This window comes from Mameliella sp. AT18 (assembly GCF_028807275.1).
Taxonomy (GTDB): domain Bacteria; phylum Pseudomonadota; class Alphaproteobacteria; order Rhodobacterales; family Rhodobacteraceae; genus Antarctobacter; species Antarctobacter albus.
The window spans coordinates 1-11,733 of record NZ_JARAMO010000203.1 but is presented as its reverse complement, the minus strand read 5'-3'; the positions used below and the strand labels follow the sequence as shown (position 1 = coordinate 11,733).

The 11,733-nt window shown below is 64.6% G+C and carries 12 protein-coding genes; 11 read left to right on the top strand and 1 reads right to left on the bottom strand.

What is annotated here, in order from left to right; genetic code table 11:
• Positions 1–298: 298 nt before the first annotated feature.
• Genes PVW46_RS17955 through PVW46_RS17925 form a run of 7 tightly spaced genes read left to right on the top strand, consistent with a single transcriptional unit; the run spans position 299 to position 6,667 of the window.
• Positions 299–937, top strand: a complete 639-nt coding sequence (locus PVW46_RS17955; RefSeq protein WP_043146111.1) for a glutathione S-transferase family protein — start codon at positions 299–301, stop codon at positions 935–937.
• A gap of 16 nt (positions 938–953) precedes the next feature.
• Complete coding sequence (locus tag PVW46_RS17950; RefSeq protein WP_069209705.1) at positions 954–2,165, top strand: acetyl-CoA C-acetyltransferase; 1,212 nt, start codon at positions 954–956, stop codon at positions 2,163–2,165.
• Between the two features lie 9 nt (positions 2,166–2,174).
• Complete coding sequence (locus PVW46_RS17945) at positions 2,175–3,086, top strand: hypothetical protein (RefSeq protein ID WP_069209706.1); 912 nt, start codon at positions 2,175–2,177, stop codon at positions 3,084–3,086.
• Positions 3,083–3,562 carry a hypothetical protein gene (locus PVW46_RS17940; protein WP_069209707.1) on the top strand — a complete coding sequence of 160 codons (480 nt, stop codon included), beginning with the start codon at positions 3,083–3,085 and terminating at the stop codon, positions 3,560–3,562. Before PVW46_RS17945 ends, PVW46_RS17940 begins: the two co-directional genes overlap by 4 nt.
• Positions 3,562–4,029 (top strand): cupin domain-containing protein, encoded by a 468-nt coding sequence (locus PVW46_RS17935; protein WP_069209708.1) that lies wholly within the window; start codon positions 3,562–3,564, stop codon positions 4,027–4,029. The genes PVW46_RS17940 and PVW46_RS17935 overlap by 1 nt, the downstream gene beginning before the upstream one ends.
• The gene (locus PVW46_RS17930; protein WP_043146101.1) at positions 4,026–4,463 is read left to right on the top strand and encodes a hypothetical protein; all 438 of its coding nucleotides are present in this window, start codon (positions 4,026–4,028) and stop codon (positions 4,461–4,463) included. Before PVW46_RS17935 ends, PVW46_RS17930 begins: the two co-directional genes overlap by 4 nt.
• Positions 4,464–4,465: 2 nt before the next feature.
• Entirely contained in the window at positions 4,466–6,667 is a 2,202-nt protein-coding gene (locus PVW46_RS17925) for a 3-hydroxyacyl-CoA dehydrogenase NAD-binding domain-containing protein (protein ID WP_069209709.1), read from the top strand.
• Between the two features lie 48 nt (positions 6,668–6,715).
• On the opposite strand, the gene PVW46_RS17920 is transcribed toward PVW46_RS17925, so the two are convergent.
• Positions 6,716–7,525 (bottom strand): helix-turn-helix domain-containing protein, encoded by an 810-nt coding sequence (locus tag PVW46_RS17920; RefSeq protein ID WP_052244831.1) that lies wholly within the window; start codon positions 7,523–7,525, stop codon positions 6,716–6,718.
• 169 nt (positions 7,526–7,694) lie between these two features.
• Between PVW46_RS17920 and PVW46_RS17915 the strand changes: the two genes are divergently transcribed.
• From PVW46_RS17915 to PVW46_RS17900, 4 genes are all read left to right on the top strand, one after another.
• Positions 7,695–9,245 carry an ABC transporter substrate-binding protein gene (locus tag PVW46_RS17915; protein WP_274576983.1) on the top strand — a complete coding sequence of 517 codons (1,551 nt, stop codon included), beginning with the start codon at positions 7,695–7,697 and terminating at the stop codon, positions 9,243–9,245.
• A gap of 84 nt (positions 9,246–9,329) precedes the next feature.
• On the top strand, positions 9,330–10,274 hold the full coding sequence (locus PVW46_RS17910) for an ABC transporter permease (protein WP_043146099.1): 945 nt from the start codon (positions 9,330–9,332) through the stop codon (positions 10,272–10,274).
• A complete protein-coding gene (locus PVW46_RS17905) occupies positions 10,255–11,154 on the top strand; it encodes an ABC transporter permease (RefSeq protein WP_083242310.1) in 900 nt (299 codons plus the stop codon). The genes PVW46_RS17910 and PVW46_RS17905 overlap by 20 nt, the downstream gene beginning before the upstream one ends.
• Positions 11,155–11,167: 13 nt before the next feature.
• Positions 11,168–11,733: ATP-binding cassette domain-containing protein (locus PVW46_RS17900; protein ID WP_274576982.1), on the top strand; the 566-nt coding region annotated here is incomplete at its 3' end.

Genomic DNA, 11,733 nt, shown 5'->3' with positions numbered 1-11,733 from the left:
TTGGGGTATTTTGACCAAGAAGAAACAGGAAGGTCGCACATCGGACCCGCACGTCCGGGCAGCAGTCGACCTTCCTGCAGTGCCCGCGCCTTTGGCTAGGAACGGGGCTTCTCCTTGGGCGGTCATCGGCTCCCCAGCCTGTACCGCAACACGAGATTAGGCGCGTTAACCTTAACGCGCGGTTATCCGGGAAGGGCCTGTGTGCTTCTTCTTGGGAAAAATACTCCCACGGGGGTGCGGGGGTGTGAAACCCCCGCGGCGAAACGGACGACAAAAAGCGCAACGGGAGGCGCGGCGCATGACGATGAAACTCTACTGCTTTGGCGAGTCGGGGCATTCCTACAAGGCGGCACTGGCGCTCCAACTCGCCGGGCTGGACTGGCAGCCAGTGCAGGTCGATTTCTTCAACGGTGAAACGCGGAGCGAAACATATCGCGCCGAAGTGAACGAAATGGGCGAATGCCCGGTGCTGGTCGACGGCGAAACCCGGCTGACACAATCCGGCGTCATCCAGCAGTACCTGAGCGAGACCTACGGGCATTTCGGCGGCACGACACCCGAGGAAAGGCGCGAAGTGCTGCGCTGGGTGCTCTGGGACAACCACAAACTCAGCTCGATGGCCGGGATGACCCGCTTCCTGATGAACTTCCTGCCCGAAGACAAGCGGCCGGCCGAGGTGATCGCCTTCAATCAGGGGCGCCTCAAGTCCGCCTACCAGATCCTGGATGCCCACCTGGAGGAGCGCGACTGGATCGTGGGCGACGCCCCGACCAATGCCGATCTGACCTGTTGCGGTTATCTCTTCTACCCGGAACCCTTCGGCTTCGACCGCAGCGCCTGGCCGGCCGTCGACCGCTGGCTGACGAACATCCAGGGCCTTCCCGGTTGGAAGGCCCCTTATGACCTGATGCCCGGCTCCCCCGCGGACCGGACCTGATGAAGAAGGACCCAAGATGACCGACGCATTTATCTATGACGCCGTCCGCACACCGCGCGGCAAGGGCCGCAAGGATGGCGCGCTGCACGAAGTGACCTCGCTGCGCCTGTCGGCGCAGGTGCTGAACGCCGTCAAGGACCGCAACGGGCTCGACGGCCACGCGGTCGAGGACGTGATCTGGGGCAATGTCACCCAGGTCGGCGAACAGGGCGGCTGCCTGGCGCGCTCGGCGGTGCTGGCAAGCGATCTTGACGAATCCATCCCAGGTCTGGCGATCAACCGCTTTTGCGCCTCGGGGCTCGAGGCGGTGAACCTGGCCGCCAACCAGGTCCGCGGCGGTGCGGGCATGGGCTATATCGCCGGCGGCGTGGAGATGATGGGCCGCGTCGCCATGGGCAGCGACGGGGCGGCCATTGCCGTCGATCCCAGCCTGGCGATGGAAAGCTATTTCGTCCCGCAGGGCATCAGCGCCGACATCATCGCCACCGAATACGGATTTTCCCGAGATGACGCCGATGCCCTGGCGGTCGAAAGCCAGCGCCGGGCGGCCGCCGCCTGGGAGGACCGGCGGTTCGAGAAATCCATCGTCACCGTGCGCGACGTGAACGGCCTGCCGATCCTCGATCACGACGAATACATGCGCCCCGGCACCGATATGCAGACGCTGGGTGCCCTGAAACCCTCGTTCAAGGACATGGGCGAGGTCATGCCCGGCTTCGACAAGGTCGCCTTGATGAAATATCCGCATCTTGAACGGATCGAGCACGTCCATCACGCGGGCAACAGCTCGGGCATCGTGGACGGCTCTGCCGCGATGCTGATCGGCAACAAGGAGTTTGGCGAGAAATACGGGTTGAAACCCCGGGCCCGCATCCGTGCCACGGCCAAGATCGGCACCGACCCCACGATCATGCTGACCGGCCCGGTGCCCGCGACCGAAAAGATCCTGAAGGACAGCGGCATGTCGATTTCCGACATCGACCTCTTCGAGGTCAACGAGGCCTTTGCCTCGGTGGTGCTGCGCTTCATGCAGGCCTTTGACGTGGACGACAGCAAGGTCAACGTCAACGGCGGCTCGATCGCGATGGGCCACCCGCTGGGCGCCACCGGGGCAATCATCCTGGGCACCCTGCTGGACGAGTTGGAACGTACCGGCAAGGGCACCGGCCTGGCCACGCTCTGCATCGCCTCCGGCATGGGCGCCGCCACCATCATCGAGCGGGTCTGAGGCCCGCCCATGAACCTGTCGCCGGATACCGCGCACGACGTGGCCGCCAGCCTTCTGGCGGCCACGGGCGATGCGCTGACCACCGGCGATTTCGAGCTGTTCCGCAGAAATTTCCGACTGCCGCAGGCCATTGCGACAATCGGCGGAACCCGCACCCTGCGCAGCGACGAGGACCTGCGCCGGACCTTCGATCAGATCCAGGCGCATTACGCAGAAATCGGGCTGCACCGTCTGGACCGCTGGATCGAGGTCGCCCTGTTCGACGGCCCGGACGAGATACGCAGCTGCCATGTCACGCATATGCTGTCCAAATCGGGCAAGCTGCTGAACACGCCGATCCTGACCATGTCGCGCCTCCTGCGCGAGGGCGAGCGGTGGCTGATCGGCGGGACGCAATACACGATTTCCGCGGAAAGCGCCCACGGGCAGGCGCTGCTGAGCGGGGGTGGTCCCTATCGGGCGCAGGGCGCCGGTGGCGCAGCCGAAGCGATCTTTCAGAACCACCTGGACCGGGTGACGCGGGCCTACATGGAAGACAGGTTCGACCTGCTGATGGCAGCGGTCCAGTTGCCACTGTTCCTGCAGGCCAGCGAAGGTGCCATGCTGATCTCGGACATCCAGCAGATGCAGGAGGATTTCAGCCGCTCGGTCACGCGGCTGCGGGTGCAATCGGTCAGTGACATCGTGCGCCGCGTCCAGTCCGCCGAGATCATCGGCGAAAAACGGATCCACGGCACCTATCGGACCCATATCCTGAGCGCGGAACAACTGGTCATCCCCGCCTACAAGAGCGCCATGAGCATCGAGATGGGCACCGACCTCAACTGGCGCATGACCTCGGTCATGCATCCGATCGGTCACATGACCCTACCGGACGGACCGGGGGACGCGAAAGGTTACGGTCCGGGAGAACGGGTATGACGGTGCAAAGTGCTGCGGAAATCTACCAGGCAAACCTGGACGTGGGCAGCCGGATGTTCTTTGCAGGCGACCTCGACAGGATCGGCTGTCACATCGCGGAGCCCTGCGCGGTTCACACCCAGGACAGTTCGCAACGTATCGAGCGGTTGGAAGACCTGCTGGTCATGCTGCGCGAACAACCTGACAGTCTCCGGCGGCTGGGAACGACCGAATATCACCGCATCTGCATCAAGGCAGAGTTCACCGACCCGACCGGCCAGCGCATCGGGGGACAACACAGGACCTACCTGCTGCGCGGCGGCTCTTACCTGATGGAGCGCTCCCCCTGCGAGCAGCTGATCGAACTGCAGGGGGACGACTGGAAGGCGCTGGACCTGAACTGCCAGATGCGGAATAGCGACCTGACGATGGTCGGCCCGCAGTTGATGGAACATCTGCGGCGCCGCGAGGCCCAGCCCGACAAGGGAGAGAGCTGATGCCGAAAATCGACCTTTTCACCGTTCCTGTGAGGACAGGCTCATCCTACCCGCCTCCGCACGACGCGGCGATGGCGGGCCGCAGCCAGCAAAGGCTGGGCGATGCCGCCGGGCTGACCCAGTTCGGCGCGAACCTGGTTCGGCTGGCGCCCGGGGCCATGTCCTCTCTGCGGCACTGGCACGAACGCCAGGACGAATTCCTGGTCGTCACCCAGGGCGCGCTGACGCTGGTGGACGATCACGGTGAGACCCCGCTTGCGCCCGGCGATTGCTGTGCCTTTCCGGCAGGCGATCCGAACGGGCACCACATCGTCAACCGATCGCAGGCCGATGGCGCCTTCGTGGTGGTGGGCACCCGGACAGAGCAGGAAACCGGCTGGTACCCGGACCACGACCTGAAGGTCGAGGTCGCGGACGGCGACATGCGTTTTCTGCGCCGGGACGGTGGCGAGGTGACAGATCCATGACCTCTGCCCTATTCACCGACAGCGATTTCGCCGAGTTCATTGACGATATCTCTGCGCCCTTCATGAGCGGGCAGATTGCAAGATGGCGGGCGCGCATTCGCCTGCCGTTCAGCATGGTGACCGGCGCTGGCCCGGTCACGCTGAAATCCGACGGCGACATTGTCCGGAACTTTCGCCTCTACCTGGAGGCGGTCAAGGCGATGGGCCTGAATTTCGTCCATCGCGAACCGCTGGGTGTCGAACACTGCGAGGACGGCACCGTCCTTGCAACCTATCGCACGCATCTGATGCGTAACGGCACCCGCATGGTCGATCCCTACACGTCGACGGCGCTTCTGCATCCCGATCCCGAAGGATGGCGCATGTCGGCAATCCTCAACGCCCGTGGCCACCACGACTGGACCGGGCGCCCCCCGAAAGACACTGGAGAGTGAGCATGACTGATTTCACGATGGAAACCGGCGCCGATGGCGTGGCCGTCATCACCTGGGACTGCCCCGGCAAGTCGATGAACGTGATGACGCTGGAGGCCTGGGACGAACTGGACCAGCTGATTGATGCCGCGCTGGCCGACGATGCGGTCAAGGGTGTCGTCATCACCTCGGGCAAGGACAGCTTTGCCGGGGGGATGGACCTCAAGGTCATCGCCAGGATGAAGGACATGGCGGGCGACGATCCGGCCAGGGGCCTGTTCGACGGGATCATGAATGCGCACCGCATCATGCGCAAGATCGAGCGGGCGGGCATGGACCCCAAGACCCTGAAAGGCGGCAAGCCCATTGCCACCGCCCTGCCCGGCACCGCTCTGGGCATCGGTCTGGAAATCCCGCTGTCGACGCACCGGATCTTTTGCGCGGACAACCCCAAGGCCAAGATCGGTCTGCCCGAGATCATGGTCGGCATCTTTCCCGGCGCGGGCGGCACCACCCGGCTGGTGCGCAAGATGGGCGCGATGGCCGCCTCTCCTCTGCTGCTGGAGGGCAAGCTGAACGACCCGAAAAAGGCCAAGGCGGCCGATGTCATCGACGAGGTGGTCGAGGATCCGCTGGCGGCGGCAAGGGAATGGGTGCTTCAGGCCACGGACAAGGACATCGTGAAACCTTGGGACGCCAAGGGCTACAAGATGCCCGGCGGCGCGCCCTACCATCCGGCGGGCTTCATGACCTTTGTCGGCGCCTCCGCGATGGTGAACGGCAAGACCAAGGGCGTGTACCCGGCGGCCAAAGCGCTGTTGTCGGCGGTCTACGAGGGCGCGCTTGTGCCCTTTGACACCGCGCTCAAGATCGAGGCGCGCTGGTTCACCAACGTGCTGATGAACCCCTCTTCGGGGGCCATGATCCGCTCGCTCTTCATCAACAAGGAGGCGCTGGAGAAAGGCGCCGTGCGGCCCGCCGATGTGCCCGACCAGAAGGTGAAGAAACTGGGCGTTCTGGGCGCGGGCATGATGGGCGCGGGCATCGCGCTGGTCAGCGCGCAGGCGGGGATCGAGGTGGTGCTGCTGGATCAAAAGCAGGAGGCCGCCGACAAGGGCAAGGCCTATAGCGCCGACTACGCCGCCAAGGGGGTGCAGAAAAAGAAGATCACCCAGGAGAAGGCCGACGAGATGGTGGGCCGGATCACCGCCACCACCGATTACGACGCGCTCAAGGGCTGCGACCTCGTGATCGAAGCGGTTTTTGAAGATCCCAAGATCAAGGCCGAAGTGACCAAGGCCGTGGACACGGTGACAGATGCGGACTGCATCTTTGCCACCAATACCTCGACCCTGCCGATTTCCGAGCTGGCCAAGGCCTCGAAGAACGCCGAGCAGTTCATCGGCATCCACTTCTTCTCACCCGTCGAGAAGATGATGCTGGTCGAGATCATCAAGGGCAAGGAAACCGGCGACCGCGCGGTGGCCAAGGCGCTGGATTTCGTGCGGCAGATCCGCAAGACGCCGATTGTTGTCAACGACGCGCGGTTCTTCTACGCCAACCGCTGCATCATTCCCTACATCAACGAGGGCATCCGCATGGTCAAGGAAGGGGTGTCCCCCGCCCTGATCGAGAATGCCGCCAAGATGGTGGGCATGCCGCTGGGGCCGCTGCAACTGGTGGATGAGACCTCGATCGACCTGGGCGCCAAGATCGCCCGCGCGACAAAGGCGGGCATGGGTGATGCCTATCCCGACGGCGAGGTCGACGAGGTGATCTTCTGGATGGAAGGCGAGGGCCGGCTGGGTCGCAAGGCCAAGGCCGGGTTCTATGACTACGACGAGAAGGGCAAGCGTACCGGCCTGTCTGAGGTGGTCAAGGCGCGCTATCCGCAAGCCGAAGAGCAACCCGACCTGATCGAGGTGCAGCACCGCCTGCTTTTCGTGCAGTCGCTGGAGGCGGTGCGCGCGTTGGAGGAAGGCGTGCTGGAGGACATCCGCGAGGGCGACGTGGGCGCGATCCTGGGCTGGGGCTTTGCCCCCTGGTCGGGTGGCCCGCTGAGCTGGCTGGACATGATCGGTGCGCCCTATGCGGCCGAACGTTGTGACCAATTGGCCGAGGCGCATGGACCCCGGTTCACCTGCCCTGCCCTGCTGCGCGAAATGGCCGAAAAGACCCAGAGCTTTTACGGACGGTTCGCCCCGGACAGCGCCGCAGCGGCCTGATCCCAGACCCGGGCCCGGCGCCGCGATGGCGCCGGGCCCCATTCCGCCTCAGGGCTCGTCGATTTCCAGAACATAGGCGCCCGGATCGATCCGGTTGCCGATCGCCTCGACGATCTCGCGCCGCAGCGCCGGGTCGTCGGGATGGAACAGCCCGGTCTGGCGCATGGCCCGGGGCACGCTGATGTCGGTCCCGAGGAATTCCAGCGCCACGCGCGAGGCGCCTGGCTTGCGCCCGCGCCGTGTCGGCCCGCCGGTCTGGATGCCCAGCAGGTAATCCAAACGGCTGCGGTAGCTGGGATAGAGCGTCATCTGCGTGACAGAGTTCATCTCCATCGTCTCGTACTCGAACAACTGGATGCGGTCCGCCAGTTGAAACAACACGCCCTGATACTTGTTGGTCCGGATCCAGCGACGGGTATCCGGATCGCGCAGGACCTCGACGTTCTTGAAATAGCCACGCCCGTCGCGGACCACGATCCGCGCCAGAGACCGGATGATGCTGCCCTTGTTGCCGAAGGAATAGAAGTAGCGGAAATAATAGCCTTCGTAGCGGTCCACAGGGCTGCTGCGGGCCAACAGCGTTTCCAGGTGGAACATCGGCAGTTCCAGCTGCGGCTTGTCCAGCGGCTGGCGGCGCAACCCGATCACCTGGGCAAAGCGGCTTTCGTCCATCAGCATCTCGGATTCCGTCACGCCGATGAAATCGCAGATCCGCCGCATGTTGTGCCGCGACGGGTGAACCTGCCCGTTCAGGTACTTGTTGAATTGCTGCCGGTTGATGCCTATCCGGCGGCAGACCTCGGAAATGGAGCGGTGATAGCTGCAGGCGAGCGTGAGGTTGGAGCTGAAGCTGGACATGCCCCTATCGCATACTGACGCAACTACAGTGTCAAGTCGCGTAAGGTAGCGAAATTGCCTTGCGCGGGGCACTCGCTCATCCTTCGCGTCACAAAAGAGTTGCAAAGACCGTCGGAGCATCGCCCGAAACCGCATGCCCGGCGTTGGGACCCCAACAGGAGCGATCATCTTGACACTCAGCAAAACGACGCGACGCACCTTCATGACCTCTGCCGCGGCCCTTGGCGCGGCGGGGATCTTTCCCGGTGGCGTGGGCATGTTGCGCGCCCAGGAAGGGCGCGTGCTGAACCTGCGGCTGGACGGCGACAACTCGATCCTGGACCCCGGCTACATGGTCGGCGGCACCGAGATCGAGGCGCAGAAACAGTGCCTGCCCTTCCTGGCCGAATACGTCCGCGACGGCGACACCTTCACTTGGCAGCCGACGGCGCATGTGACACGGCTGGAATATGTCGACGACACGCATATCGAGTTTGAGCTGGCACCCGGGCTGGTCTGGTCCGGCGGGCACGGCACGCTCAAGGCCTCGGACGTGGCCTATTCCTATGCCCGGATGAAGGACAGCGAATGGTCGGGCTATTTCGACGCACTGGAAACCGTTGAGGTCACGGGGGAACTGACCGGGACGCTGGTGCTGAACAAGCCTTTTGCGCCCTTCATCATGGTCACGCTATGCCACGGCCCCGGCGCAATCGTCTGCGAGGCGGCGACAGAGGCGGCGGGCGGGCGTTTCACCACGGAATTCCCGGCGGTCTGCGGCCCCTACACCTACAGCGCGACACCTGGTCAGCGCGCGGTGTTCGACCGCAACCCGGAATGGACCGGCACGCCCCCGGGCTTTGACCGCGTGGTCTGCCATGTCATCACCGAGGTACAGGCCGCCGAACTGGCCTACGAGGCAGGCGAGATCGACTGCACCGAACTGGGCCCCGATAGCCTGGCGCGGTATTCGCGGGAAATGCCGGACAACACGGCGATCACCACCGCCGGCCAGCTGCAATACATGTGGATGGGCATGAACACCCAGCACCCCAAGCTGCAGGACCTCAAGGTGCGGCAGGCGATCCAGCACGCGGTGGACGTGGACAGCATCCTGGCCGGCGCCTTCGCGGGCACCTCGGCGCCGTCGCACGGAATCGTCTGCCCCGGTCTTCTGGGCGCGCGGTCAGAGCATGGCTACAGCTATGACCCGGCCAGGGCGCGCGAACTGCTGGCAGAGGCCGGTGTTTCCGGCCTGCAACTGACCCTGCGGACGCTGAACTGGCAGGAACGCCTGCTGACCGCGCAGATCATCCAGGCGAACCTGGCCGCGGTCGGTATCACGGTCAAGATTCTGCCGATGGAAAGCGGCCCGTTCTGGGAAATGGGCATGGAAGAGGCCGGAGACACCTGGGAAGAGCTGGAACTCTGGCTGATGCGCTTTGCCACCGTGCCTGACCCGTATGAAGCCACCCAGTGGTTCATCTCGGAACAGGTCGGCGTCTGGAACTGGGAACGCTGGACCAACGAGGAATTCGACCGCCTCTATGACGAAGGCCTTTCCGAGACCGACACCGCAAAGCGCGAGGCGATCTATTTCCGCATGCAGGAAATCATGGACGAAACCGGCGCCTATGTCTGGATCAACCACGAGCCCGAGACCTATGCCCACCGCACCGACATCGAGGTCGTGGCGGCCCCCTCGGGTGAGCTGAACTACCATCGGTTCCGGCAGGTCTGATCCCGCCCCTTCCGTCGTCCCGCGCCGCGCCCATGTGCGGCGCGGGACACCCGACCGGCCCCAATACCGGAGCGCCTTTCAGCCGTGTTCACCTATCTTCTCAAGCGTCTGGGCCTTGCGGCACTTGTCGTCATGGCGGTGCTTCTGCTGCTGTTTTCCATGCTGCACATGATCCCGGGCAACCCGGCGATCCTGGCCCTGGGCACCCGCGCCTCGCCAGAGGCTATCGCGGAATACTCGGCCCGGATGCACCTGGACAAACCGGTGCTGACGCAGTTCGTCTATTTCCTCGGCAATGCGGTGCAGGGCGACCTGGGGCAGGACGTCTTCTCCAACCGGGCCGTGACCTCGGTGATCGGGGAACGCATCGGCTTTTCTCTGGCGCTGATCTGCACCGGCATGGGCTGGGCCGTGCTGCTGGGGGTGCCGCTGGGCTGCCTTGCCGCGGTGCGCCCGGGGTCCTGGCTGGACCGGGTGACGGGCGTCTTTTCCGTCGGCATGATTGCCGTGCCCTCTTTCCTGGTGTCGATCTGGGCGCTGCTTCTTTTCTCGCTCGAACTGCGCTGGCTTCCCGCCATCGGCGCCGGAGAGCCGGGTGACCTGGCGGATCAATTGAGCCACCTTGTGCTGCCAGCCTTCGCCATCGGCCTGGGCTGGGTCGGCTACCTGGCCCGGATGGTGCGCGCCTCGATGCTGGAAGTGATGGGAGAGCCCTACATCCGGTCCGCCCGCGCCTTTGGGCTGAAGCCGCGCCGCGTGGTGCTGGGCTATGCGCTGCGGGTGGCGATCCTGCCGACCATCACGCTGATCGGCATGGGCTTTGGCGGGCTGATTTCCTCCGCCGTCTTCGCCGAGATCATCTTTGCCCGGCCCGGCGTCGGCAAGATGATCTTTGACGCGGTCTCTGATCGCAACTTTCCCATCGTCCAGGGGGGCGTGCTGGTGGCCACTGGCTTTTACATCCTCGTCGTCCTGATTTCTGACCTTCTCATTGCCTGGCTTGATCCCCGTGTCCGCTCCTCTCTCTGACCCCGCCGCCACCTCCGAAACCCGCGAAAGCGCCAGCCGCGAGCGGCGCGAAAAGCTGTGGCGCTTCCTGACTGACTGGCAGGCGATGGTCGGTCTTGTACTGGTGGTGCTGTTCTTTGCCAGCGCGCTTTTCGCGCCCTGGCTGGCGCCCTACGATCCCAACGCGATGGACATTCCGGCGCGGATGTCCGGGCCGACCTGGGCACATATCGCGGGCACTGACCAACTGGGACGCGATACCTTCTCGCGCATCCTGCACGGCGGACGCGTGGCGCTATATATCTCGGCCATCGGCGTCTCGGCCTCGCTGAGCATCGGCCTGGTGCTGGGCATGATCGCGGGCTACGGGCCGCGCTGGCTGGACAACCTGATGCTGCTGATGTTCGACGCGGTGCGCTCCTTTCCGGCGGTGATCCTGGCGTTGGCCACCGTGGCGCTGACCGGACCCAGCCTGACCGTCGTGCTGGCCATCGTGATCCTGACCACGATCCCCAGCTATGGCCGCGTCGCCCGCACCGCGACTCTGGCGCTGCGCCATACGGAATTCATCCTGGCGGAACGCTCGCTGGGGGCATCGACGCCGCGCATCCTGTTCCAGCACATCATGCCCAACGTGATCGGCCCACTGTTGATCCTGGCGGCGATGGAGGTGCCGGTGGTGGTGTCTATCGAGGCGGGATTGAGCTTTCTGGGCATCGGCGTCCTGCCACCCCAGGCCAGCTGGGGCACCATCCTGAACGAAGGCTACCTGGTGATCCGAGACGCGCCCTGGATGGTGATCGCCGGGGGCATCCCGCTGATCCTGACGACGCTGGGCTTTACCTTCCTGGGCGAGGCGCTGCGCGACGTCTTTGACCCCCGCATGGGCCGTGGCCGGTGAGGGGCCAAGACAGATGACCAACGACATTCTTTTGAACATCGAGGGGCTGACGCTCGACTTCCGCACCAATAGGGGCCGGGTCAAGGCGCTGCGCGACATCAGCTTTCCGGTGCGCAGGGGCCGCATCCTGGGCATCGTCGGCGAAAGCGGATCGGGCAAGAGCACGATCCTGTGGTCCATCCTGGGCCTGTTGGCGGGCAATGCCGAGGTGACGGCGGGCCGTGTCGAATATGGCGCCCGAGACCTGCTGACACTGAATGCCGAGGGGCTGCGCGCCATCCGGGGCGAAGAGATCAGCGTGGTCTTTCAGGATCCGATGACCTCGCAGATCCCGGTGCTGCCTTATGCGCGGCAGATGTCCGACATCCTCTATCGCCGGTCCATGTCCGAGGCGGACAAGCGCAAGGCCGCGGTCGACATGCTGCGCCGCGTGGGCATCCCCGATCCGGACAACCGCGTCGATGCCTACCCGCACCAGTTTTCCGGAGGTATGCGGCAGCGCGCGGGCATCGCCATGTCGATGCTGACCGGGCCGAACCTGCTGCTGGCGGATGAGCCGACCACGGCGCTGGACGTCAC

What these genes read in the sequence shown, in the direction of transcription:
- PVW46_RS17955 (WP_043146111.1), top strand. Translation starts at nt 299, where the DNA reads ATGACGATGAAACTCTACTGCTTTGGCGAGTCGGGGCATTCCTACAAG.
- PVW46_RS17950 (WP_069209705.1), top strand. Translation starts at nt 954, where the DNA reads ATGACCGACGCATTTATCTATGACGCCGTCCGCACACCGCGCGGCAAG.
- PVW46_RS17945 (WP_069209706.1), top strand. Translation starts at nt 2,175, where the DNA reads ATGAACCTGTCGCCGGATACCGCGCACGACGTGGCCGCCAGCCTTCTG.
- PVW46_RS17940 (WP_069209707.1), top strand. Translation starts at nt 3,083, where the DNA reads ATGACGGTGCAAAGTGCTGCGGAAATCTACCAGGCAAACCTGGACGTG.
- PVW46_RS17935 (WP_069209708.1), top strand. Translation starts at nt 3,562, where the DNA reads ATGCCGAAAATCGACCTTTTCACCGTTCCTGTGAGGACAGGCTCATCC.
- PVW46_RS17930 (WP_043146101.1), top strand. Translation starts at nt 4,026, where the DNA reads ATGACCTCTGCCCTATTCACCGACAGCGATTTCGCCGAGTTCATTGAC.
- PVW46_RS17925 (WP_069209709.1), top strand. Translation starts at nt 4,466, where the DNA reads ATGACTGATTTCACGATGGAAACCGGCGCCGATGGCGTGGCCGTCATC.
- PVW46_RS17920 (WP_052244831.1), bottom strand. Translation starts at nt 7,525, where the DNA reads ATGTCCAGCTTCAGCTCCAACCTCACGCTCGCCTGCAGCTATCACCGC.